The organism is Aquimarina sp. AU119 (assembly GCF_900312735.1).
Lineage (GTDB): Bacteria > Bacteroidota > Bacteroidia > Flavobacteriales > Flavobacteriaceae > Aquimarina > Aquimarina algiphila.
On the sequence record NZ_OMPF01000014.1, the window covers coordinates 372,874 to 397,384 of the forward strand.

Genomic DNA, 24,511 nt, shown 5'->3' on the forward strand with positions numbered 1-24,511 from the left:
TATGCTTTTCTCTAAAATATTAGGATTAAAACATGTCAAAAGCTATTTGACTACAAGTGCTGATCGCAGCAGGATTCCTCATGCACAGCTTTTTGTAGGCCCTAATGGCAGTGGCACTCTACCCATGGCTATTGCATATGCACAATATGTATTATGTCAAAATCAGAATGGAGAAAATACAGAGGGTAACCCTGCATGTAATATAAAATTTGATCATCTTGCACACCCAGATCTTCATTTTGTATATCCAGTAGCTGTAAATGATAAGGTAAAAAAGCACCCCGTATCAGATCATTTTGCCGAAGAATGGAGAAGTTTTGTAAACGAGAATCCTTATGGAAGTATTTTTGATTGGTATCTTTCTTTGGGAATAGAAAAAAAGCAAGGGCAAATAGGTGTTGATGAAGCTTTGGAAGTTGTAAAGAAACTTTCGCTAAAAAGCTACGAAGGAGGATATAAGATTATGCTTATCTGGATGGCGGATAAAATGAATATTGCTGCTTCTAATAAACTCCTTAAATTAATAGAGGAGCCTCCAGAAAAAACAATATTTATTCTCATTACCGAAGATGAAGAACAACTGATACAGACCATTCGATCAAGATGTCAGGTAGTACACTTTCCTCCTTTGGGAGAACAAGTGATCAAAGATGCTCTTCTGGAAAATGAAAATATCTCTGATAGTGATGCTCTAAAAATCGCACACCAAGCTAATGGAGACTATAGTAAAGCATTACATCTACTACATCACGATGGTGGAGATGATCAGTTTGAAGAGTGGTTTATACAATGGGTTCGTACTGCTTTTAAAGCCAAAGGAAACAAATCTGCAGTTAATGACCTCATCACTTGGAGTGAGTCTATCGCAGGAACCGGAAGAGAAACACAAAAGAAATTTCTGAAGTATTGTATTGATTTTTTTAGGCAAGCTATGCTTTTAAATTATGGTGCAGAAGATCTTGTATTCTTAGAACCCAATACCAGCGGTTTTAAATTAAAGAATTTTGCTCCTTTTATACATGGATCAAATATAATGGATATCTGTAATGAGTTACAGGATGCTGCATATCATATAGAGCGAAATGGGAATGCAAAAATTATTCTCACAGACCTCTCTATAAAACTTACTCGATTGCTTCACAAAAAAGCTAGCTAACACAAATAATGTAAAGTATTAAACATGGATAATTTTGTTTCGAATATTGTTGCTATAACTATTTTATTATTTCTATTGATCACTTTTTTACAATCTGGAGTGGATAAAATTCTGGATTGGAAAGGAAATTTAGGTTGGTTAAAAGAACATTTTGCAAAAACATTTATGGGCAATATGGTTCCTCTTCTATTATCTGTTGTTTTAGTTATTGAAGTTGTGACTGCACTTTGTTGTATTATAGGAATTTATTATCTCGTTGCTGATAACGAGAATTGTTTTGCTCTTTTGGCTATGTTTTTAGCCTGCATAACGCTTTTAATGCTTCTTTTTGGACAAAGGGTAGCAAAAGACTACGCTGGAGCTTTAACCATCACTTGTTACTTTATAGTAGCTGTTTTTGGGTTGTATATTGTTTCTTTATAAAAAGAATTGTCTTAAAAAATCCGTCAAATTGAATGGTTTTTTGAAGTAACCTCTCGACTCCGCTCGAGGTGACAGAAGAAAAATTGTATCGAAATTAGGCTTTTTGAGTCGAAAACAACTATTCTCGATACAATCTTCCTTTGTCGGATCACTCGAATTAATATAGTTTTCTAACATTGAATTCACGTTAAAAAACTATATTGAATTACTTTATAATTTCGAAAGCCAAAATGGCTTTTATACTTAACTTCGATCCTTTACCCGCGGTAAGACTATTTTGATTATTGTCATTTACTTGTACCAGGTCGCTATTATTAGCTTTTAATGTAAACTGTATGTCTCCTATCTTTTGCCAAGTAAATTTCTCCCAATCTTTAGGTTCTCCTTTATGAGATGCAATAACAGGAATCCCATCTTGATTTAATCGTGCAGAAAAAAGTTTGTTTGTAGCCATTGATTTGATAGCTACTATATTCTCTCTGACACTCAATATTGCAAAACGTTCTTGCTCTCCCACGGTATCTGCAGATGCTGTTATATTTTCTCCTTGAACAGAAAGATACTTTCCTACACCAGATTTTATGGCTACAATTTGCCCTAATGGCACACCTATTTTTTTTCCTTTAGCAATATCTCTTAAACGTCTTGCTCGATCTTTAGGGGTTTCTATATTTCCAGAAGGCGTTGATGTATTAACACTCTTTACTTTTTCTAAAGGATGTGGCTTTTTACTAGAAGAAACATGATCACTAGAGAAACGAAGCCAATTAAGGTTATATAAGTTTTTACCATTTCCTTTAAAAAGACAATATATATCTTTTATTCCTTTAGTTTTTCCTGTAATTGGAGCAGAAACTACTTTCCAACTTTTCCATCCACCTGTATTTGGTATTTTAATACTTGTTAATACTGGACCTGTCAGAGAGTCTATACGTATTTCTAATATTCCTTCTTGAGATGCTGCACTACTCACCATAGCTTTCATGGTTTTTAATTTTCCTTTTCCGAAATCAACACCTTCATACTTTAGCCACCCACCATCATTAATATATCCTACTTGGTTTCCAGGAGGTTGATCTCCTTCTGTTGGGGTAATACGTGCATTATCAATACCACTATGTTTATCAATTTGAATAATGTCACCAGCTTTAACAATCGAGTTTTCTTTTGTATTGGAAACTGCAATATTCTTTGGTTTTTTTTGTGGACTATCAACAATAGTATATCCTTTTTCTAATGGGTGTTCTTTAAGACTATTAGGTACTGAACTTGAGGTGATCCGAATCCAATTTACATTATATAAATTAGCACCATCTCCTTTGAATGTGCAAACAATATTCTTTACTCCTTTGGTTTGCTTACTAAATGGAACACTCATTAATTTCCATTTATTCCAACCTCCGGTGTTTTGAATATCTATAGAAGCCAAAATAGGACCGTCTTTAGTATCTAGACGTAGCTCTAGAGTTCCTCCGCGTTCTCCTGCTGATACCATGGCTTTAAAATCCTTTAAGTTACCTTCTCCAAAATCTACACGATCATATTTAATCCACCCTTTATCGTTAATATGTCCAACTTGAAATCCTTTTGGTTGTGGTTTTTGTGTTGGGCTTATTCGTGCTTTTTCTATACCATTATGCTCATCAATCTGAATGATACCCCCAATTTTAGTAATTCCTTCTCCACGCTTTTTAGGAACTTTTGCCAAATCTTCGGCTGAAAGTTTATTTTTTACTGATGGTGCTGGCGCTTCTTCTGTCTCATAGGCTAATATTTTATCACTTTCTGGCACATCCTTGGCTGAGAACTTGATCCAATTTACATTAAAGAGATAAGGGTCTTTTCCTTTAAAAACACAAACAATATCTTTAATACCTTTGGTTGTTCCGGTAAACTTGGCAGCAAATGTTTTCCATGTTTTCCAACTACCCGTGTTTTCTATGGTCACCGTAGCAAGCAACGGACCGTCTTGAGTACCTGTTCTAAGCTCTAGGGTACCACCATTACTACCACTGGCAGCACGTACTTTTAGTTCTTGTAAGGTTCCATCACCAAAATTAACTCTATCAAATTTTACCCATGCATTATTTTCTATATAATGAAGTTGAAATCCCCGCGGTTGATTTCCTTCAACGCTACTAACTTTTGCTTTTTCGATACCACTATGCCTGTCTATCTGGATAATATCTCCTGCTTTAGGAGTTCCTATACCTCGCAATGTTGGTTTTACCTGAATAATAGTTCCATCTTCGTTAAATTCCATCTTATCCGCGCACATAGAACGTAATCGATTATTACCACTAACCGACCAATCATGATAAAACAGATACCACTCGCCTTTATACTCTACAAAAGAATGATGATTTGTGCCATTTCCAATATTCTCCATAGCAATCCCTTTATATTCAAAAGGTCCCATAGGATTATCAGCGGTTGCATACTCTATTTGGTAATTATTTTTACCGATTCTAGCGTATGTAAAATAATAAGTATCATTACGTTTAAATAGAAAAGAAGCTTCTCTATATCCTTCATATATAATACCTTCTACATCTTTTGGTTGGCCTTTAATTTCAACCATGTTATCTTTAAGTTCTACTACTTTAAGAGCACCTTTACCATTACCTCCTCCATAGTACAAATACGCCTTACCATCATCATCAATAAACAACCCCGGGTCAATCCCCTGTATACCCTTAATATAATGGTCTACTTGTTTAAAAGGACCTGTAGGATTTTTAGAAGTCGCTACTCCTATTCGTCTAAACGCACTTTTATCTGCCGGGACACCTGGATAGTAGTAGTAATACGTGCCATCTTTATAAATACAATCAGGAGCCCACATCCCATATTGATCTTTTGCTCCCCAAGGCACTTCATTTTGATCCATAATCACTCCATGGTCTTTCCAATTTACCATATCTTCTGTAGAAAACATATGATAGTCTGGCATACAAAACCCATTAGAACCTTGCAATTCATTACAAACATCAACATCATGAGAAGGGTATACATAAAGTCTTCCATCAAAAACACGGGCAGTAGGGTCTGCAGTGTATATATGAGTTACAATTGGATTTTGTCCTAATGCCAAATTACAATAGATGAAAAAACATAATGTAATATGCAGCATTTTAAAAAAGGATAATTTCATAATGCATTTTTTTATAAAAATAATATCTTTCGAAACGTCTGTTTAAAATGAATATGCTAATCTATATAATAAATGGTTAATTGAACATCTATCAATGCAGTGGTTAGTATTGGATAAGAGCAGTTTAAAAATATATAAGCAAACCTTGTTGAAGTTATATTTTTTGATTTGGTATAAAAACAATGTTTTTCAAGAATGAAGCACTTCTTAAATTGATATAAATGATTTTGTAAAGTAGTTTCCACCAAAAATTAAAAAGAGCACCAAAAAAAGGTGCTCTTCTCGTTTTTAATATGATTGATTTTATTTTTTAACCACTCTAACAATAACTTCTTTATTGTCTTTGGTTTCAATCTTTGCAAAATAGATTCCATTGCGAAGATTAGAAATACTGTATGAATTCTGAGTAGTTTCTAAAACAAGCTTACCCATCACATCAAAAACTCTTATGTTTTTGACATCAGCATTTACATTTACTATATCTTCTGATGGATTAGGATACATCATAAAACTATCTGCAATATTGGGCAGGTTATTTTCTGCTTTAAAATAGTAGATTTCTGTATTGTTTGTTGTTCTATTTGCAAATGTGATCACAATACGATACTCTCCTTCTTCTTTAACATTGAATTTTCCTCCAGTATTGATATCAAACCAACCAGAGCTACAACTAGAATCTGTTGTAGGGCAATCATTCTCTAGCGTAATGGCACATGAAATATCATCTAGTTTCTGCCAAACAATAGACGCTCCTTCATTAAACGAAACTTCTAATGCTTCTCCATTTTGATCTTCTATAGAAATAACAGGATAGCTTCGTCCCGTAATTGCACAAAAAAGAATTTCATCTGCATATTCTAAAAGAGGCACCTCTTCTATTGCTTCAATAGTGACCTCTTGTGTCACTTCACAACCATTACTGTCTCCTACAATAACAGAATAATTACCTGGAATCAAATTTGTAAAAACATTAGTTGACACGGGCGAAGCATTATTTATAGAATAGCTATACGGTGGTACTCCTCCTATGGTGTTTATTGCAATTTCACCCAAATCCTGATGGCTTGTTGGTTGTGTAACAGTAATATCGACTATGAGCTCATCTGCCTCTTCTAAAACTATACTTGTCTGGAAAACACATAATGTTGGTAAACCTCCTGCTTTGCGTGCATTTACGGTGTACGTTCCTGCTTCAGTTAATCCTGTAAATTCTGGTGAAGCCTGATATGGTAAAGCAACTCCGCTTCCAGGAACTAATTGATATTCGTACTGATTTGAAGCATTTTCTACTCTTAGAGTTCCTGGATTACCACATGCTATTTGCTCAACCACGACAAGATTTACATCAAAGTTGTTTTGAAATACATTAAAATAAAATGGAGAGGTACAGCCACTATCAAAAGTAGCTCTAATTCTATATTCACCAGCTTGCTCTACTGTATAATTGCCAATATCTGTACTTACCTGTATCCAATCTCCTTCACAAGCACCAAAGTCAACAACTGGTGTAGGACAATTAGGGTCTCTCGTTACAGAAGGACATGCAGCTGGATCTAATCGTTCCCAAATCACTGTTGTACCAGCTGGGAAATTTATTGGGATATTAAGCGTAGTACCTGCACCGCATAAAACTATCTCAGGTAATGGGTCACCTGTAATAGGGCAAGTTCGTATGTTACCATTAACAATAGGGTTAGATCCCAAACTAGATATTAAACCTACCACTGGGTTGATAACAGTAGTAAAACCATCTACAACAAAAATTTGTTGAGCATCCTGACAACCTGGAGCTCCAGTTTTCAAAACAGTATACGTTCCCGGAAGGGTTACTGTAATAGTTTGAGTATTTGGAAACACAACTGATGGATCTTCTTCATAGGTCCAGGTATAATTGGTAAAACCATTATCAGCTATAAGGTCTAAGGAGCCAGTGCAAATAAAAGCTACTTCGCTATCTGTAAAGCAAACACCTTCATTAATCAAAGTATTAACAGAACTACTAATATCAAATCCGCAAGCATCTTGATCCAAAATACTTTCTCCTATATTTGTAACACCAGAATCAATACCTGTATATGTGTATGTAGCTAAGTTGTTAATTTCATTAGAGCATGCATCTCTTAAATCTGCACATGTAGGGACAACCTGCACTCCAAAACGAACTGTATGAACTCCTCCATTTTGAACTAAAAGGTTATCAGCAACTGTAATATTGATTTCTCGACTCGTTCCGTTAAAAGTAGCAACAATACCCGGGTTGCTCGTAGTAATGCTACCTATTGTAAAATCTACATTATCAGGAAGTACATCTCGAACTGTAGTTGCAGTAATATCTTCATTACCTCTATTTTCTATCATTAACTCATAAAATAACTGATCTGCAAAATTTACAGATTCCCCTGTGATATCAATTCCATTAGCATCCAATACGCGTTCGGTTACTATAAGTTCTGGTTCTATAACTTCTACCTGGATAGAATTAAAAAATATACTATATCCATCTCCGGCCGATGAAGTAAAAAAAGTTGAAGAGGTTTGATTATTGCCTATAACAGTATTATTTGGGTTGGGAATATCAAAAATATCAAGGTCAAAGCCTAAAGTATTCTCAGAACTAGGAGTTCGATTGGTTACATAGCTACCATCCACAGATATTGAGCTATCAAAAAAGTTTCCATTTGGATTTGCAGGAGCAGTAAATATATCTTGTCTTATCAAATCTGGTCTTTCTATTTGAAATATATCTCCGGCAAACGGTCTATCTCCTTCTAAAGTTGCAACTGCATATCTTGCACGTACGGGACTTGGAGCAGGTGCTGTCTGAAAACCACTATATGTAAAGCTTTTTAAGCATCCAGGGTCTACTATACTACAAGGTTGATTATTAATATATCCTTGCTGACTACTTATGTATTTTTTGGATAATGAATTATCTTCATATGCAATTACCAAAACCCATCCTCCTGATATACCATTAGTATTAAAACCAGAAAAACCAGTTGAGGCCCTTATATTAGCAACTGTATAGGTCCCGTCTGGTGTAGGTAAATCTTTTATAATATTAGTTACATCGGTATAACATACATATGGAATATCAAATACTGCTGTATTACTAGGGTTGGTAGGAGTATTACGATATCCATCAAAGATTACCTGTGTATCGGCAGATGGGATATCAATATAATCAACAACTCCTGGCGGCTTAAATTTTAATGTTCTAAAATCAGGCCTATTATCAGGGAAAGGCAAGTTATCATATAATACATTGTCACTATTAGTAGCACTTCGATCTACAAAATAAGTAGCTGCCCAATACAGACCAGCATAAGCAACTTTTGCACAAGACCCACTGCTAGTAAATACTGCACTACTGGAGCTAAAAGTACTTTGATCATTATCAACATCGATATAATCAAATATTTTCTGATTGTTTGATGTATTTCCGTTGTAATTATCACTTGGTGTATATATAACACCGTCTAATACTTGGTTAAGACCAACAATAGTGTTTCCTATCGTTTTTAATTCTCCGTTTATCGTTATTGTGCTATTTTGAACCGGTGAAAAAGGTACTTGGGAGAAAGATTGAATACAGAAAAAAATAAAGGCAGCCCATATGACTCCTTTAAAATGTAAAGGTTTTTTCATTTGTGTGTTTGATTAAATTGGTTAATATTGATTATGCTTTATTACCAATAAATATAGGATAAAAACACTATGTAAATCCCTAAAGCAGGTCACAAAAATTAGTTAATTTTTTCTACCAAATTGATTAGGTTTTACACTTTGTTTTCTGATAAATACAAGCTTAGTTCGATGTAAGAAAATTATGTCAAAAAAATTACATTTTTAATAAGAAGAAGAGATTGGTTTATATGATGTAATCAAAAAAGTCCCGCTCAAAAATTGAGCGGGACTTTTTTGATTATACTTATTTTATGCGTTTCTACTAGTAAGTACATCCACACTTACTTTGTCTACATCCAAAATCAAACCCTAAGGTGATCATATGAGATCCTGCTGCTGTAGTAGGCTCTAAGACCTCATTAACGTTTACCTGGTATCCATAAGCCACATAAAAATTAGCCTTTTTAATTCCCAACATAGGAGATACAGAAAGCGGTTTAAAATCCTGATCTACTAAAGATCTAACACTCACCCCCACCCAGTAATAATCTCCTCTATGCAGTTTACGAACTTTCAAATTAAGATCGGTAGTAGAACGACCATCTCCAGAAAAGTTTTGATACAAAACAGAAGGTTCTATCTCTATATCGCTAAATCTATGATAAAAGGTATACCCAGAATATAGATAATAGTTTTGTATCTGCGAAGGTTCTGTTGGATTGAAATCATCGATCTCTTTCTGTAACAAATTAACTGCATTCGCACTCAAAAAGAACCTCCCTATACGATATAACAATCCTATGTCAAAGTTAGAATCGTTAACTGATATATCTGCTAAACCTGGATTAAATGGGTTATCAGGGTTTCCGTTATTGAACTCAGAAGTATCAATACCAAACTGAGTAAACTTATAACTAATACCAAATGAAAGATATTGGTTGTTATATTCACTTAATGTTAAATGGTGGGCAAAAGATAATTGAACTCCTTTTTGTGTCGTAAATCCATTTTGATCATTGAAAAGAATTGCTCCTACTCCAGAACGATCAGATATCCTACCATCTATGGATAGGGATTGTGTTCCGGGAGAATCTTCAATACTCACCCATTGCTCAAAACCAGAAGCTCTGATCTGCCAACAATCTCCAATACCCGCATACGCAGAGGATATCAAATATGGGTTATCTGCGATGTACTGGTTTTGAACAGGAGCCGAAAACTCCTGGGCAAAAATGCAATAACTTGCAAATAGACTAAATATTACAATATACTTCTTCATCTAACATTAAAAATTACAGATCGTTAACTTTTTTCTCTTTCTATTTCCTTTGGTTCTATCCATATGGTCTTATAACTCACTTACCTTCTATATATTATCTATATAGTGTAAAGTGACCCGTAAACTCTCTATTGTCTACATCGTTCAAGATGATAGTGTACCAATAATCACCAGATGGAAGCATCTTCCCTTGATACGTTCCAGACCATCCTTGTTGATCTCCTTTAAACTCTTTTAACATACGACCGTATCTATCAAATATGGTTACTTCCATGTTTTCAAAGAAGAATGGGTCATCTATATTAGGAGTAATTTGTCTAGGGTACCAAAAACGTTCTTCTATAGAAGTATTTGGATTATTTGGTGTAAAGTAATTTGGAATACGAATATTGATATATGTCAAATTCACAACTACACGCACTTCACAACCATCTGCATCTACAACTCTTAAAACATAATCTGCAGTCTCACGAATTACAAAGATATTTCCATCTAACTCAGTAAAGTCGGAAGGTTCTAATTCCTCTAAAGTTGTTCCTTCATCTAACATAGTGAAAGAGAACGCGTAGAATGGATCGTTTTCAAATTGTCTTCCTCCAGATGCCAAAATTCTATATTCATTAGGATCCTGAGGGTTATTGGTCATCTCAGCAACAGGTATCGCTAATGGTGTATACTCAATAATCTCTATCGTTCCGATAGTTCTTGTACATAATTGAGATTCCATCACACCTTCATACTCTCCAGGAGCTACTTCAAAAGTTCCTGTCAAATTCGAGTTACTAGGAGGGTTAGGTGTACCATTTATACCATTTAAGGTATAAATAATATCTAATCCTTCTGACTCGGCAATGATATTAAAGTCAATAAAGTATTGCTCTTCACTAGTCATAACAGGATTCATTGGATCGGTATAATCATAGATAGGACATACTAATCTTGGCTCTAACGTTGCGTCAAGGTTAACCCCAGGCACAATATCAATAGCCACTGCACCCTGGCAATTAGGATTGTTCTGCGAATCTCTAATAAACACAGTACTCACTCCTCCAGGAAGATTATCAACAAATAACGCGGTTGGATCTGGTACTGGTAGATATGTTACTCCATCAATACTCCAGAAATACACCGGACTTGCAGGTGGAACTGGTTGTAAACCTCCGGTAATAGATATCGTCGCTGTACCGTTCATATCTCCAGCACATTCTTCGGGTGTTTGTGCAGTTACAGTACCTAGAATCGGATCTGGCTCGATAATTAAAATATCTATAACTTCTCTTGGACATCCATTATTATCTTCTACCTCTACTCTATATGTATCTGCTGGTAAATCTGTAAATGTATGTTCTCCTATTGGTAATTCAGAATCATCTTCTATAAAGGTAAATACAGCATCTCCAGCACTATTATATAATGAGAAGAAATATTGAGGAGAAGTACCTCCTACAGCTGTTACTCGTATCGTACCATCAGTTTCTCCATTACACGAAATTGGCGTTTCAAAAGCTTCTACTATAAACTCATCAGGTTGAATAATTGTAAACGGTCGAACAACATCAACACAATCTCCACTAGTTACCGTATAAGTATACGTTCCTGCAAGTAAGTCTCCAAAGAAACTTGTCGTCTGCGTATCAGTAGCTGTAGGTCCTGGTAAGTTTACAGGATTCCCTAAATAATCCGTACCATTAACTCTATATCCATAATTACCTAATCCTCCTGTTGCCACAGCATCTACAGAACCTGTTGGCTCTCCAAAACAAACAATATTAAAATTGTTCATATCTAATGTAGCATCCAATGGATCAGGGTTTCTAACCTGAATTCTGGTAGAGGCAGGAGATTCACATAAATTACCATCACGGACATAGAAATCATAATCACCTTCTGGTAAATTAAGGAAAGTATCACCAGCCTGATACACTATTGGAGCTGCTACGCCAGTAGTTATATTAGTGAAAATATAACCATACGTATAGCCTCCAACTCCGCCACCACCTGTAACTAGTATATTGTTAGGATTAGCCGTTAAACAACTTATTCCTGTAGGAGTTACATCAACTGTAACTGCAGGGGGAGCAGTAATCACTACTGGATTCTGAATTGCCTCACAAGTCAAGTTATCAGAAACCGTAACAATATAGTTTCCTGGCTTTAGATCTATCCACTGGAACGTATCTGTACCATTATTTACTCTTGCAGATACCGATCCATCAGGTAATGTTAAGGAGAAGAAATATGTACCTACTCCCTGACCACCTGTTGCTGTAGCTGTAATTACACCATCTTCGCTATCTGCACAATCTAATGTGGTCGGCGCGATTGGGTTGAGTACAAGTGGCACCGGTGGCTGAATATTAATGGTATCCGTTTGCTCACATCCTCTGGAGTCTCTAACTCTTACTACATAATCTATTCCAGCAGGAGCAACGCCTCCATCCAATCCGAAATCTCCGAATCTTGGATCACTACCAAAGGCAACTAATATACCTCCTACTGCATCTTCTAACTGATACTCTAAGGTTCCTGTACCTCCACTAGCAACAGCTTCTATTAAAGCATCATCACCTCCCGGAGCAGGTGGATTACAACTCTCGTTTCGTATTTGATTTGCTGTCACCAAAATAGCAGGGGGTTGTGTAATTGCTACTACATTCGAAGTAGCATCACAGAATGGGGTATTTGTTGCTGTAACCACAACTGTTATGTCTCCTGCTAGTAATCCTGGGATATTTAACCCCGTAGCTGGATCTGTCGTGGTATTACCACTTCCAGAAACCGTAGTCACCGGTACTGTACTACTATTGGTAGCAACATATGTATATGGACCTGTGTATCCAGTAACAATTAGGTTAACTGAACCATCTGGTGGACTCGTATTAAAACATGTAATATCATTTCCTAAGGTTATCGCAGCCTCTATTGTATCAAATTGAGCAATAGGATAAGCTGGAGTATCTATAGTACATGTAGTCGTCTGATCTGAAATCTGAAATACATAATTACCAACACTTGGTAATGTAAATACTGCTCTGGTTTCTATCTCTGGTGTACCTACATCATCTAATGTTCCTGCAGCTACAACTATTGGTGGTGCAGGTAAAATACCAGTTCCACTTAGGGCTGTAAAGGTAAATGGACCTGTTCCTCCTGTAATCGATACAATCACAGTCTCTGGATTAGTACATGAAATGACTCCATTATTAACAGCACTCGTATCTCTAGTAATCGTTGGATCTGTCATGATCGCAAATGGTGGAACAATAACATCAAAAGTCGTGAACACACAATTATTCTCATCTGTCACAGTAATACTATAGGTACCAGCAACAGGAGCAGTAATATCATATTGAACATCGGCTGCCACTGCATCAGCATCAGCAACATCAGTCTCTGATCCTGACGATGATGGACCAGTATAAGCAACATCATATGGTGCTGTACCTCCACTAATCGTTAAGGTAATCACTGGGAAAACATCATCATTTGTCGCATTACACGCATATGGTGTTTGTGAAGGAACTACATTTAAAGCAGCCGTAGGACCCACAATAGTAATAGGCTCCAACGTCACAGGACAACCTCTTGATGAAGTTACTACAACTTCATATTGACCCGCAGTAATAGGAGCAATCGTATTATTAAATAATGGACTCGCCTGAGGACCAGCTACTGAAGCTCCCGCTGCTGTAGGTGATGGATCATATACAAATAGTTCATATGTATATGGAGTGTCATCATCTGCAGAAGGATCTAAACTTATTAAAATACTACCATCATTGCCTCCAAAACAAGATACCGGAGTAACTGCCGCTGAAGGTATTGGATCTACAAAAGTAGGAACCGTAATATCAAAAGTGTCCGTACAACCAGGTGCCACATTAATAGCACTATCGGTAACCTCTACTCGATAATCTCCAGGGAAAATACCATCCGTACCAGGGGTAGTACTACTAAACGTTATCTGATTAGCTCCCGGACCTGGTGTCTGAGTAACGCCCGGTATAGTAACACTCGTACCAGCATTAACTAAATCAAAAGTAAAATTACCCGGATTAGCCGTAATGTCAGAACCTCCTGTAACCGTAGCTACAATAGTCGCATCGTTTGCCCTACATGTAGGATCAGTAAAGACAGCTGTAACTTGTAACTCTGGAAATACCTCAATAGTTCGTGGTAAAGATGGACATCCATTCTCATCAAAAGCAACAACTGAATATGTGCCAGGACCACTTAATGGAAAATCTATCGTAGCCGTATTAGGACCTGTAGCTGTACCAGCAACTCGAGCGCCGCCATCTAAAGAGAACGTTAACGCTCCCGTTCCTGGTGGAATAGGAACATTACTCGTCGCCGTTACTGTAAAAGTATAAGCATTATCAAAGGTACAGGCATCATCAACAAAAGCATCAATAGTATCAATTACTGGTGCAGGAGTAACTGGAGGGATTGCAATTTGCCTTGGTGTAATACAACCATTGGCATCTCTTACAAAAATTACCCAGTTTAAACTTGTTGCCGGATCTAAAGTAAATGTATCTGTTAGTGGGAATACTGCCGGATCTGCCGGTACTTGTGGTGGACCAGCAACCAATATTCCTGCAACCGCTGCATACTCATAAGGACCATTACCTCCATCAGCGTCCATCACTACAGTAGACATTTCCATATTACTACAATTAGGTGCAGTAGCACTTACTATATCCAAAGTCAATGGATCTGGTTCAGTAATCGTAACTACATTAGAAGTATCATCACAGAACGGTGTTTGAGTTGCTGTAACTAAAACAGTTATATCTCCTGCTTCTAATCCACTTATCGTTATTGGTCCTGTAGCGGTATCATCAGAACCACTAACCGTAGTCACCGGTACTGTACTACTATTCGTAGCAACATAATTATAAGTACCTGTATATCCTGTAACTGTTAAAGTAATTTCTCCTGTATCATCTCCAGCACATAAAACATTTGTTAATGGAGTTATTGTTGCTTCTATTGTATCAAATTGAGCAATAGGATAAGCTGGAGTATCTATAGTACATGTAGTCGTCTGATCTGAAATCTGAAATACATAATTACCAACACTTGGTAATGTAAATACTGCTCTGGTTTCTATCTCTGGTGTACCTACATCATCTAATGTTCCTGCAGCTACAACTATTGGTGGTGCAGGTAAAATACCAGTTCCACTTAGGGCTGTAAAGGTAAATGGACCTGTTCCTCCTGTAATCGATACAATCACAGTCTCTGGATTAGTACATGAAATGACTCCATTATTAACAGCACTCGTATCTCTAGTAATCGTTGGATCTGTCATGATCGCAAATGGTGGAACAATAACATCAAAAGTCGTGAACACACAATTATTCTCATCTGTCACAGTAATACTATAGGTACCAGCAACAGGAGCAGTAATATCATATTGAACATCGGCTGCCACTGCATCAGCATCAGCAACATCAGTCTCTGATCCTGACGATGATGGACCAGTATAAGCAACATCATATGGTGCTGTACCTCCACTAATCGTTAAGGTAATCACTGGGAAAACATCATCATTTGTCGCATTACACGCATATGGTGTTTGTGAAGGAACTACATTTAAAGCAGCCGTAGGACCCACAATAGTAATAGGCTCCAACGTCACAGGACAACCTCTTGATGAAGTTACTACAACTTCATATTGACCCGCAGTAATAGGAGCAATCGTATTATTAAATAATGGACTCGCCTGAGGACCAGCTACTGAAGCTCCCGCTGCTGTAGGTGATGGATCATATACAAATAGTTCATATGTATATGGAGTGTCATCATCTGCAGAAGGATCTAAACTTATTAAAATACTACCATCATTGCCTCCAAAACAAGATACCGGAGTAACTGCCGCTGAAGGTATTGGATCTACAAAAGTAGGAACCGTAATATCAAAAGTGTCCGTACAACCAGGTGCCACATTAATAGCACTATCGGTAACCTCTACTCGATAATCTCCAGGGAAAATACCATCCGTACCAGGGGTAGTACTACTAAACGTTATCTGATTAGCTCCCGGACCTGGTGTCTGAGTAACGCCCGGTATAGTAACACTCGTACCAGCATTAACTAAATCAAAAGTAAAATTACCCGGATTAGCCGTAATGTCAGAACCTCCTGTAACCGTAGCTACAATAGTCGCATCGTTTGCCCTACATGTAGGATCAGTAAAGACAGCTGTAACTTGTAACTCTGGAAATACCTCAATAGTTCGTGGTAAAGATGGACATCCATTCTCATCAAAAGCAACAACTGAATATGTGCCAGGACCACTTAATGGAAAATCTATCGTAGCCGTATTAGGACCTGTAGCTGTACCAGCAACTCGAGCGCCGCCATCTAAAGAGAACGTTAACGCTCCCGTTCCTGGTGGAATAGGAACATTACTCGTCGCCGTTACTGTAAAAGTATAAGCATTATCAAAGGTACAGGCATCATCAACAAAAGCATCAATAGTATCAATTACTGGCGCAGGAGTAAACGGTGGTATTGTTATTTCTCTTGGGACAATACAATTATTGGCATCTCTTACAAAAATTACCCAAGCCGTACTCGTTGTAGGATCTAAAGTAAATGTATTTGTTAATGGGAACGCTATAGGGTCAGGTTGAGGAAGTGTCCCTGCAACCGCAGCAAACTCATAAGGACCAACACCACCATTGGCATCCATAGTAACTGTAGATAATGCAGTATTACAATCCGTAGGGGTTGCACTTACAAATGCTAAAGTTAATGGACTTGCTGGTTGAGTAATTGTAAATGGTGCGGCATCAGTACATGGTATTGCAGCACCAGCAGTTTCTACAACTCTAACAAAGTAATTTCCTTCTCCTAAACCTCCAGCGGTATCTGTAAATGTTGGTGATGTCAATGTTCCTGTAATACCTGTTGTGAGTCCTGTATCAGCATCAAACACTTCCCAATCTACTGTAGTAGCTAAAGTAGTGACAGTAAAGGTTACTGTACCGTTAGTATCTCCAAAACAATCTGCAGGATCTGTACTATCAATCACAACATCAAATCCTGGGGGATCTACTACTGGAACAGCTTCAAAATATCTACATCCAGAAGAGGTGTCAATAATTTCAAATACATAAGGAGTACCATAATCTAAACCTATAAATTCATGTCGTGTTTCATTTCCAAAAGCATTTGGCAATGGAGTATTTACTCCACCTAAATTTCCATTTAAAGTTTCGTATGGCGGTATTGTAGATATGGGAGGGGTAGTTCTAAATTCATTAATTAAAAATGGCCCTTCTCCTCCTGTTACTGTGATTTGATACGTTGCACCAGAAGAACAATCTGTTGGAACTGGAGTAACATCAAAATTCAAATCAAAAGGTGGTTGTGTTACCACAAATGGCCCTACACGATTACTACATCCATCAGAACCTATAATATCAACAAAATATGAATCTGGATCAAGAAGATCAAATGTTGGCCCGACTCCTACCAATAAATTTTGGGGATTAGTCGTTGTTCTTGTATTTTGAGTTAAATCACTATTCAATAACACATAAGTATAATCTGTTATACCTGCAGAACCTCCTGTAGCAGGATTCAATACAATGGTTCCTGTTACGTTCGTAGAACAATCTATATTGGTAATCGTGTTAATTGTAGCCGTTATTTCTGGTGACTCTGTTATCGTAACCGGTATATTGGCACTAACACATTCTTTTGAATCTCTGATTTCAAAAACATAATTTCCAGCAGCCAAACCAGTAAAGGTAAGATCCGGCCCAAATACTCCTGCAGGTCCTGGAGAGAGTATTCTTGCTTCAAAAGGACCTTCACCAGCTGTTGGAGTAATCGTAACAGCTCCTGTAGATTCACCAAAACAAAGCACTGGAACAGTAGCTGTAGTGGCAGTTGGGGTAACCGTAGGATTAACAATGATATCTGCTGAAGTAGCTACACAACCAAGACCATCAGTTACTCTAATCTGATATGTTCCTGCCGTATTTACTGATGCCGGAGAAGTAACTCCCGTCTGTGCATCTGGACCTAGAACATCAAAGGTATAGGTAGTATCTCCACCTGTAGCTGTAAATGCTATCGTAGCGTCAGCGGTTGGAGCGCAAGTTAAATCTTTAGTTAAGTTAGCTGTAATAGTCAACTCTGGATTAATCGTGAAGTTAACCGTGTTAGATGAACAAGTACTTCCCGTATTCGTTACTGTAACCGTATGAGCACCTGGTGCCAAATTAGGAATCTCAAAAGTATTCGCCGGTGCCGGACCTGGTAAAAAAGTAACCGCTAAAGGACCACCACCATCTAAACTATACGTAAATGGACCTATTGGTAATGGAACTCCTAGCGTAATAGTAACCCACTGGGTAGCAGGATCTGCAGGGGTATAACACGCATCTCCGCCTGTAGCCAAAGCAATACTTGGAACAACCGTAACCGGAACAATTACCGGCTGACTAACCTCACATGCTAAGGTAGGATCACTATCGTCTCTTACAAAAACAGTATACGTCGCAGCTGCTAAACCACTAAATACATTACTCGATTGATATGCTGTAATAGCAGGAAGAGTACCTGCAGCATTTCGTAATTCATATTGATATCCTCCTCGTCCGCCAACTGCATTCACAGTAATCGTTCCCGTTGGATTACCACAGTCCGCAGCATCTACAACAGGAGTGAAACTTAAGGCAACCGCTGGCTCTGTAATCTCAACAGTAGTACTCGTAGAACAATTTACAGAAGGTGCAGTAAGATTCGTGTCTGTAACCGTAATCGTATATGTACCTGCAGCTAGTGAATTAATAGTTACTGGAGTAACTCCTGCTCCCGCTCCTGGGGGAACAGCTGTAGGACCACCGGTAACAGTATATGTATATGAAGCACTATTACCAACAGTGAAAGATAAAATACCATCACTAGCACCAACACAATTTACAGGTTTATCCTGGGTAGCACTCGTAATCTGTATTTCTGGAATAGTAACTCCTGTAAAGTTACCTGTATTTATACATTGTGTATCACTTCTTCTTGCTCTAACCGTATATGATACTCCATTAGTAAAGGTATAATTTGTCGCTACATCAAAAGCTACCGTACCTGTACCAGCTGCTCCACTAGCAGGGTCTGGGGTAACCTCAAACTCATAAAAAGCAGCGCCTGGAAGAGGAAAAGGTGAAGCCGAAAGTACAACATCAACCGTTTGGTTAGAACAATCCTGGTCTCCAGGAGTAATCGTAACACTATCAACCTCTAATAATGGATCGATAACTATTGGGAAACTCTCAACACAACTATCTGTAGGGGGAGTAACCTGATTTCTTATATAAATCGTATACGAACCTGCAGCTGCAAAATCAACCTCAAAAGGAGTAAACGGAACAGTAGTCACAATTGGTGTAAAAGGACCCGCTGGATTTAAACTCCACTCATACGTACCTGAACCACCAGTAATATCAGTAACCTGGGCCTGAGCACCAGGAGTAGCTGTACAACTCAATAATCGAAAATCATCATTGATCGTAGCAACAATTGGATTAGGTGGGGTTAATGTTAATGGACCTAATACTAAATCACAACCAAACTGATCTTCGACAGTAATATTATGCGGTACTGAAGGAGTAACTCCATTAAAAGTATGCGTTACACCTGCAATAGGTCCAAAAATAACTTCTGATGCAGTTCCCTGATCTAATATGTAAGTAAATGGACCTTCTCCTGCTGTCAAAGTAACTGTAATTCCACCATTATCAGATGGACACTCTGGAGCTATTGGGGTTAAGCCTCCAGCTAATGCCTCATAAGGAGTCACTATTATATCTGCTGAAGTAGCTACACAACCAAGACCATCAGTTACTCTAATCTGATATGTTCCTGCCGTATTTACTGATGCCGGAGAAGTAACTCCCGTCTGTGCATCTGGACCTAGAACATCAAAGGTATAGGTAGTATCTCCACCTGTAGCCGTAAATTCTATCGTAGCGTCAGCGGTTGGAGCGCAAGTTAAATCTTTAGTTAAGTTAGCTGTAATAGTCAACTCTGGATTAATCGTGAAGTTAACCGTGTTAGATGAACAAGTACTTCCCGTATTCGTTACTGTAACCGTATGAGCACCTGGTGCCAAATTAGGAATCTCAAAAGTATTCGCCGGTGCCGGACCTGGTAAAAAAGTAACCGCTAAAGGACCACCACCATCTAAACTATACGTAAATGGACCTATTGGTAATGGAACTCCTAGCGTAATAGTAACCCACTGGGTAGCAGGATCTGCAGGGGTATAACACGCATCTCCGCCTGTAGCCAAAGCAATACTTGGAACAACCGTAACCGGAACAATTACCGGCTGACTAACCTCACATGCTAAGGTAGGATCACTATCGTCTCTTACAAAAACAGTATACGTCGCAGCTGCTAAACCACTAAATACATTACTCGATTGATATGCTGTAATAGCAGGAAGAGTACCTGCAGCATTTCGTAATTCATATTGATATCCTCCTCGTCCGCCAACTGCATTCACAGTAATCGTTCCCGTTGGATTACCACAGTCCGCAGCATCTACAACAGGAGTGAAACTTAAGGCAACCGCTGGCTCTGTAATCTCAACAGTAGTACTCGTAGAACAATTTACAGAAGGTGCAGTAAGATTCGTGTCTGTAACCGTAATCGTATATGTACCTGCAGCTAGTGAATTAATAGTTACTGGAGTAACTCCTGCTCCCGCTCCTGGGGGAACAGCTGTAGGACCACCGGTAACAGTATATGTATATGAAGCACTATTACCAACAGTGAAAGATAAAATACCATCACTAGCACCAACACAATTTACAGGTTTATCCTGGGTAGCACTCGTAATCTGTATTTCTGGAATAGTAACTCCTGTAAAGTTACCTGTATTTATACATTGTGTATCACTTCTTCTTGCTCTAACCGTATATGATACTCCATTAGTAAAGGTATAATTTGTCGCTACATCAAAAGCTACCGTACCTGTACCAGCTGCTCCACTAGCAGGGTCTGGGGTAACCTCAAACTCATAAAAAGCAGCGCCTGGAAGAGGAAAAGGTGAAGCCGAAAGTACAACATCAACCGTTTGGTTAGAACAATCCTGGTCTCCAGGAGTAATCGTAACACTATCAACCTCTAATAATGGATCGATAACTATTGGGAAACTCTCAACACAACTATCTGTAGGGGGAGTAACCTGATTTCTTATATAAATCGTATACGAACCTGCAGCTGCAAAATCAACCTCAAAAGGAGTAAACGGAACAGTAGTCACAATTGGTGTAAAAGGACCCGCTGGATTTAAACTCCACTCATACGTACCTGAACCACCAGTAATATCAGTAACCTGGGCCTGAGCACCAGGAGTAGCTGTACAACTCAATAATCGAAAATCATCATTGATCGTAGCTGTGATACCAGCTGGTGAAGTAAAAGTAATATCTGGGGTAATGACAAAATCACAACCAAACTGATCTTCGACGGTAACCGTATGGGAAACCGTTGGATCTACATTATTAAATCTTTCTGTAGTATTATTACTTGGACCAATTCTTACTTCTGAGGCTGTACCTGCATCCAAAATATAAGTAAATGGATTCTCTGCAAGACCTGCCGTAATGGTAACGTCAATTGCTCCTAAACTACCACTACAATCTGGGTTGATTGGTGTAGCCGTAGCCTCAATTGCTTCATATGGTGTTACATCAACGCTACCTGCGCTAATCGTACAACTATTATCTAAATCATTAACAAAAACAGGATAATTACCCGGAGCTGTAGCTCTAAACTGGTATGTTGTTCCTGTTAACGGTACTAGTGTCGTGCCTAAGAAATCTAATTGATTATTAAATGCCAAATTAGTAGACCCTCCTGTTACCGTAACCTCATAAATCGCTATTAATTCATCTGGATCGAATGGCAATGCCGTTGGATCATAATTAGGATGTGATGGATCATTAAGCGTTGGATCTGGTTGATATGCTGGGTTACAATGCAAATCTTCAAGTAATACCACCGTAGCTGTAAATGGTGCCGCAGGCGCTACGACTCTTGTAAACGTTTCTGAACAACTTCCATCAGCAGATAATACCTGTACCTCATATGTATCAGGAACCAAACCTGTAAATGTATGACTCGGTGTTGTAGTAGGCCCTTCAGAATCTGTAAAAGCCGTTGTTGTGCTATTAATCGTATATGTATAATTAATCTGAGAATCTGTAACTGAAATCGAGATTGTTCCTCTACCATCCGGACAAGTAGGTGATGTTACATCAACCACTTCATTCGCATCTAATTCATCTAAAAATACAGAATCCTGAAAAACACAAGCTGTAGGCAGACCTCCTGTTTGACGAACATTTACTGTATAGTTACCTACTGTAGTTAATCCTGAAAATTCAGGAGAAGTCTGGTATGCTGTTGTTGCACCTCCAGGAGCTACTAATTGATATTCATATTCTAGAGAAGAGTTCTGAACACGTAATGTTCCAGGAGTACCACATATAATTTGACGAACGACAACAAGATCGGGATCAAAATTATTTTGAAATACATTAAAATAAAATGGAATCGTACAACTACTATCAAAAGTAGCTCTTATTCTATATTCACCTGCTTGAGTAACCGTATAACTACCAATATCTGTACTTACCTGTACCCAGTCGCCATCACAACCACCAGAGTCAATAACAGGAGTTGGACAGTTAGGATCTCTTGTTACTGTAGGACAAGCTGAAGGGTCCAATCGCTCCCAAACTACTGTTGTACCAGCAGGGAAATTTATTGGAATATTTAGTGTTGTACCTGCACCACATAAAAATATCTCAGGCAAAGGATCTCCTGTAATAGGACAGGTTCTCACATTACCATTTACATTAGGATTAGACCCTAAGTTGTTAGCTATATCCACCACTGGATTTGTAACTGTAGTAAAACCATCCACAACAAAAGTTTGTTGAGAATCCTGACATCCTGGAGCACCAGTATTTAAAACAGTATATGTTCCTGGAAGGGTTACTGTAATAGTTTGAGAGTTTGGAAATACAACCGTTGGGTCATCTACATAGGTCCAGTCATAATTGGTAAAACCATTACCTGCAGTAAGCTCTAAAGAACCTGTACAAATAAAAGCGGGAGTGCTTTCTGTAAAACATATCCCATCATTAATCAAAACGTTGGATGAACCTACAATATCAAATCGACAGGCATCCTGTTCTAAAATACTGGTTTCACCTGTACGAGTAGTCCCTGAATCAACTCCTGTATATGTCGAGATAGCAACATTATTAATCTGATTAGAACATGCATCCCGTAAATCAGCACAGGTCGCAACAACCTGAACTCCAAAACGGACTGTATGCACTCCTCCGCCACGAACAATAAGGTCATCCGTAATCGTAATATCGATTTCTCGATTTGTTCCATTAGGAGTTGCAACTATGCCGGGATTACTAGTAGTAATACTACCTATAGTAAAATCTACATTGTCGGGAAGTACATCTCTAATTGTAGCCGCAGTAATATCTTCATTTCCCTGATTTTCTATAGTTAACTCATAAAACAACTGATCTGCAAAATTTACCGGATCACCAGTAATGTCCGTTCCAATATCATCTAGTACTCTTTTGGTAACAGTAAGCCTTGGTTCTATAATTTCAATTTGAAATGAATTAAAAAATACACTATAAGCATCACCAGAAGAAGTTGTGGCAAATTCGGCATTAGTTTGATTATTCCCTATAATTGTATTTCCTGGGTTATCAATATTAAATATGTCTGCATCAAAACCGAGAGTATTTTGTGAAGCCGGGGTTCTATTTGTTACATAATTACCATCTATGGTTATAGAACTATCAAAAAAGTTTCCTGAGGGGTTTGCCGGAGTTGTAAAAACGTCTCGAAATGTTCCCCCTGTATCTCGTACCTGGAATATATCTCCTGCAAAAGGTCTGTCTCCTTCTAGAGTAGCAACTGCATATCGAGCACGCACTGGAAGAGGTGCTGGTAACGTTTCAAAGTTTGTATAATTAAACGTTTGAAGTGGGTCACCAGGTGCAATTACTAAATATCCTTGTCTTGTACTTATAAATTTAGCTGATAATGTTGGATCTTCATAAGCCACTACTAATACCCAACCACCAGATATACCATTAGAATTAAAACCTGCAAAACCAGTAGATGCGCGCATGTCAGCAATGGTATATGTTCCGTTAGCGTTTCCTGCTCCAAGTCCTTGTACAAAACTTGTAACATCAGCATAACATACGTAAGGAATATCAATTACCGCAGCATCACTTGGATTCCCAGCTGTATTACGATATCCATCATATATCACCTGTGTTTGTGCTGGTGTAATGGTTGTGTAACCGGCCTGACTTTGATGCCTAATTTTAATACTCCTAAACTCTGGTCTATTATCAGGAAACGGTAATCCTGTATATTGTACATTATTACCACTAGGTGTTCTATCAACAAAATATGAGGCCGCCCAATATAGCCCAGCATAGGCTATTCGTTCACAACCAGAAGTCAGATCCAGGTCTGCTGAACTGGAACTAAATGTACTCCCGTCACCATCTATATCAATATATCCAAATGTTCTTTGGTTGTTAAATGTGGTTCCATTATAATTATCATTAGGAGTAAACGTAGTACCTCCCAACGTCTGATTTAATCCGACTATGGCATTACCAATGATTTTTAGTTCTCCATTAATTCTCAGGGTACTTCCAGGAACCTCTCCAAAAGGAACCTGAGCAAATAATTGCGAGCCTATCATTAAAAAAACTAAAATGATGGCAGATTTCAGTCTAAGTTTCATAAGCAGTGTTGTGTTTGTGTTGGGGTATTTAGTCAT

General features: G+C 38.0%; 6 protein-coding genes. 2 read left to right on the top strand and 4 right to left on the bottom strand.

From position 1 onward, the window contains the following. The first annotated feature begins 1 nt into the window (after position 1). Entirely contained in the window at positions 2-1,156 is a 1,155-nt protein-coding gene (locus DK442_RS12560) for a DNA polymerase III subunit (protein ID WP_109436227.1), read from the top strand. Positions 1,157-1,180: 24 nt separating this feature from the next. Continuing rightward, a complete protein-coding gene (locus DK442_RS12565; RefSeq protein ID WP_109436228.1) occupies positions 1,181-1,579 on the top strand; it encodes a DoxX family protein in 399 nt (132 codons plus the stop codon). A 205-nt stretch (positions 1,580-1,784) separates the two neighbouring features. Here the strand turns inward: DK442_RS12565 and DK442_RS12570 are convergent, their stop codons facing one another. From DK442_RS12570 to DK442_RS12585, 4 genes are all read right to left on the bottom strand, one after another. Beyond that, positions 1,785-4,733, bottom strand: a complete 2,949-nt coding sequence (locus tag DK442_RS12570) for a carbohydrate-binding protein (RefSeq protein WP_160114154.1) — start codon at positions 4,731-4,733, stop codon at positions 1,785-1,787. Between the two features lie 303 nt (positions 4,734-5,036). Beyond that, on the bottom strand, positions 5,037-8,381 hold the full coding sequence (locus DK442_RS12575) for a T9SS type A sorting domain-containing protein (RefSeq protein ID WP_109436230.1): 3,345 nt from the start codon (positions 8,379-8,381) through the stop codon (positions 5,037-5,039). 301 nt (positions 8,382-8,682) lie between these two features. Further along, positions 8,683-9,639: a type IX secretion system membrane protein PorP/SprF gene (locus tag DK442_RS12580; protein WP_109436231.1), complete on the bottom strand. Its 957-nt coding sequence runs from the start codon at positions 9,637-9,639 to the stop codon at positions 8,683-8,685. 94 nt (positions 9,640-9,733) lie between these two features. Then, positions 9,734-24,475 (bottom strand): T9SS type B sorting domain-containing protein, encoded by a 14,742-nt coding sequence (locus DK442_RS12585; RefSeq protein WP_160114155.1) that lies wholly within the window; start codon positions 24,473-24,475, stop codon positions 9,734-9,736. Positions 24,476-24,511 lie beyond the last annotated feature (36 nt).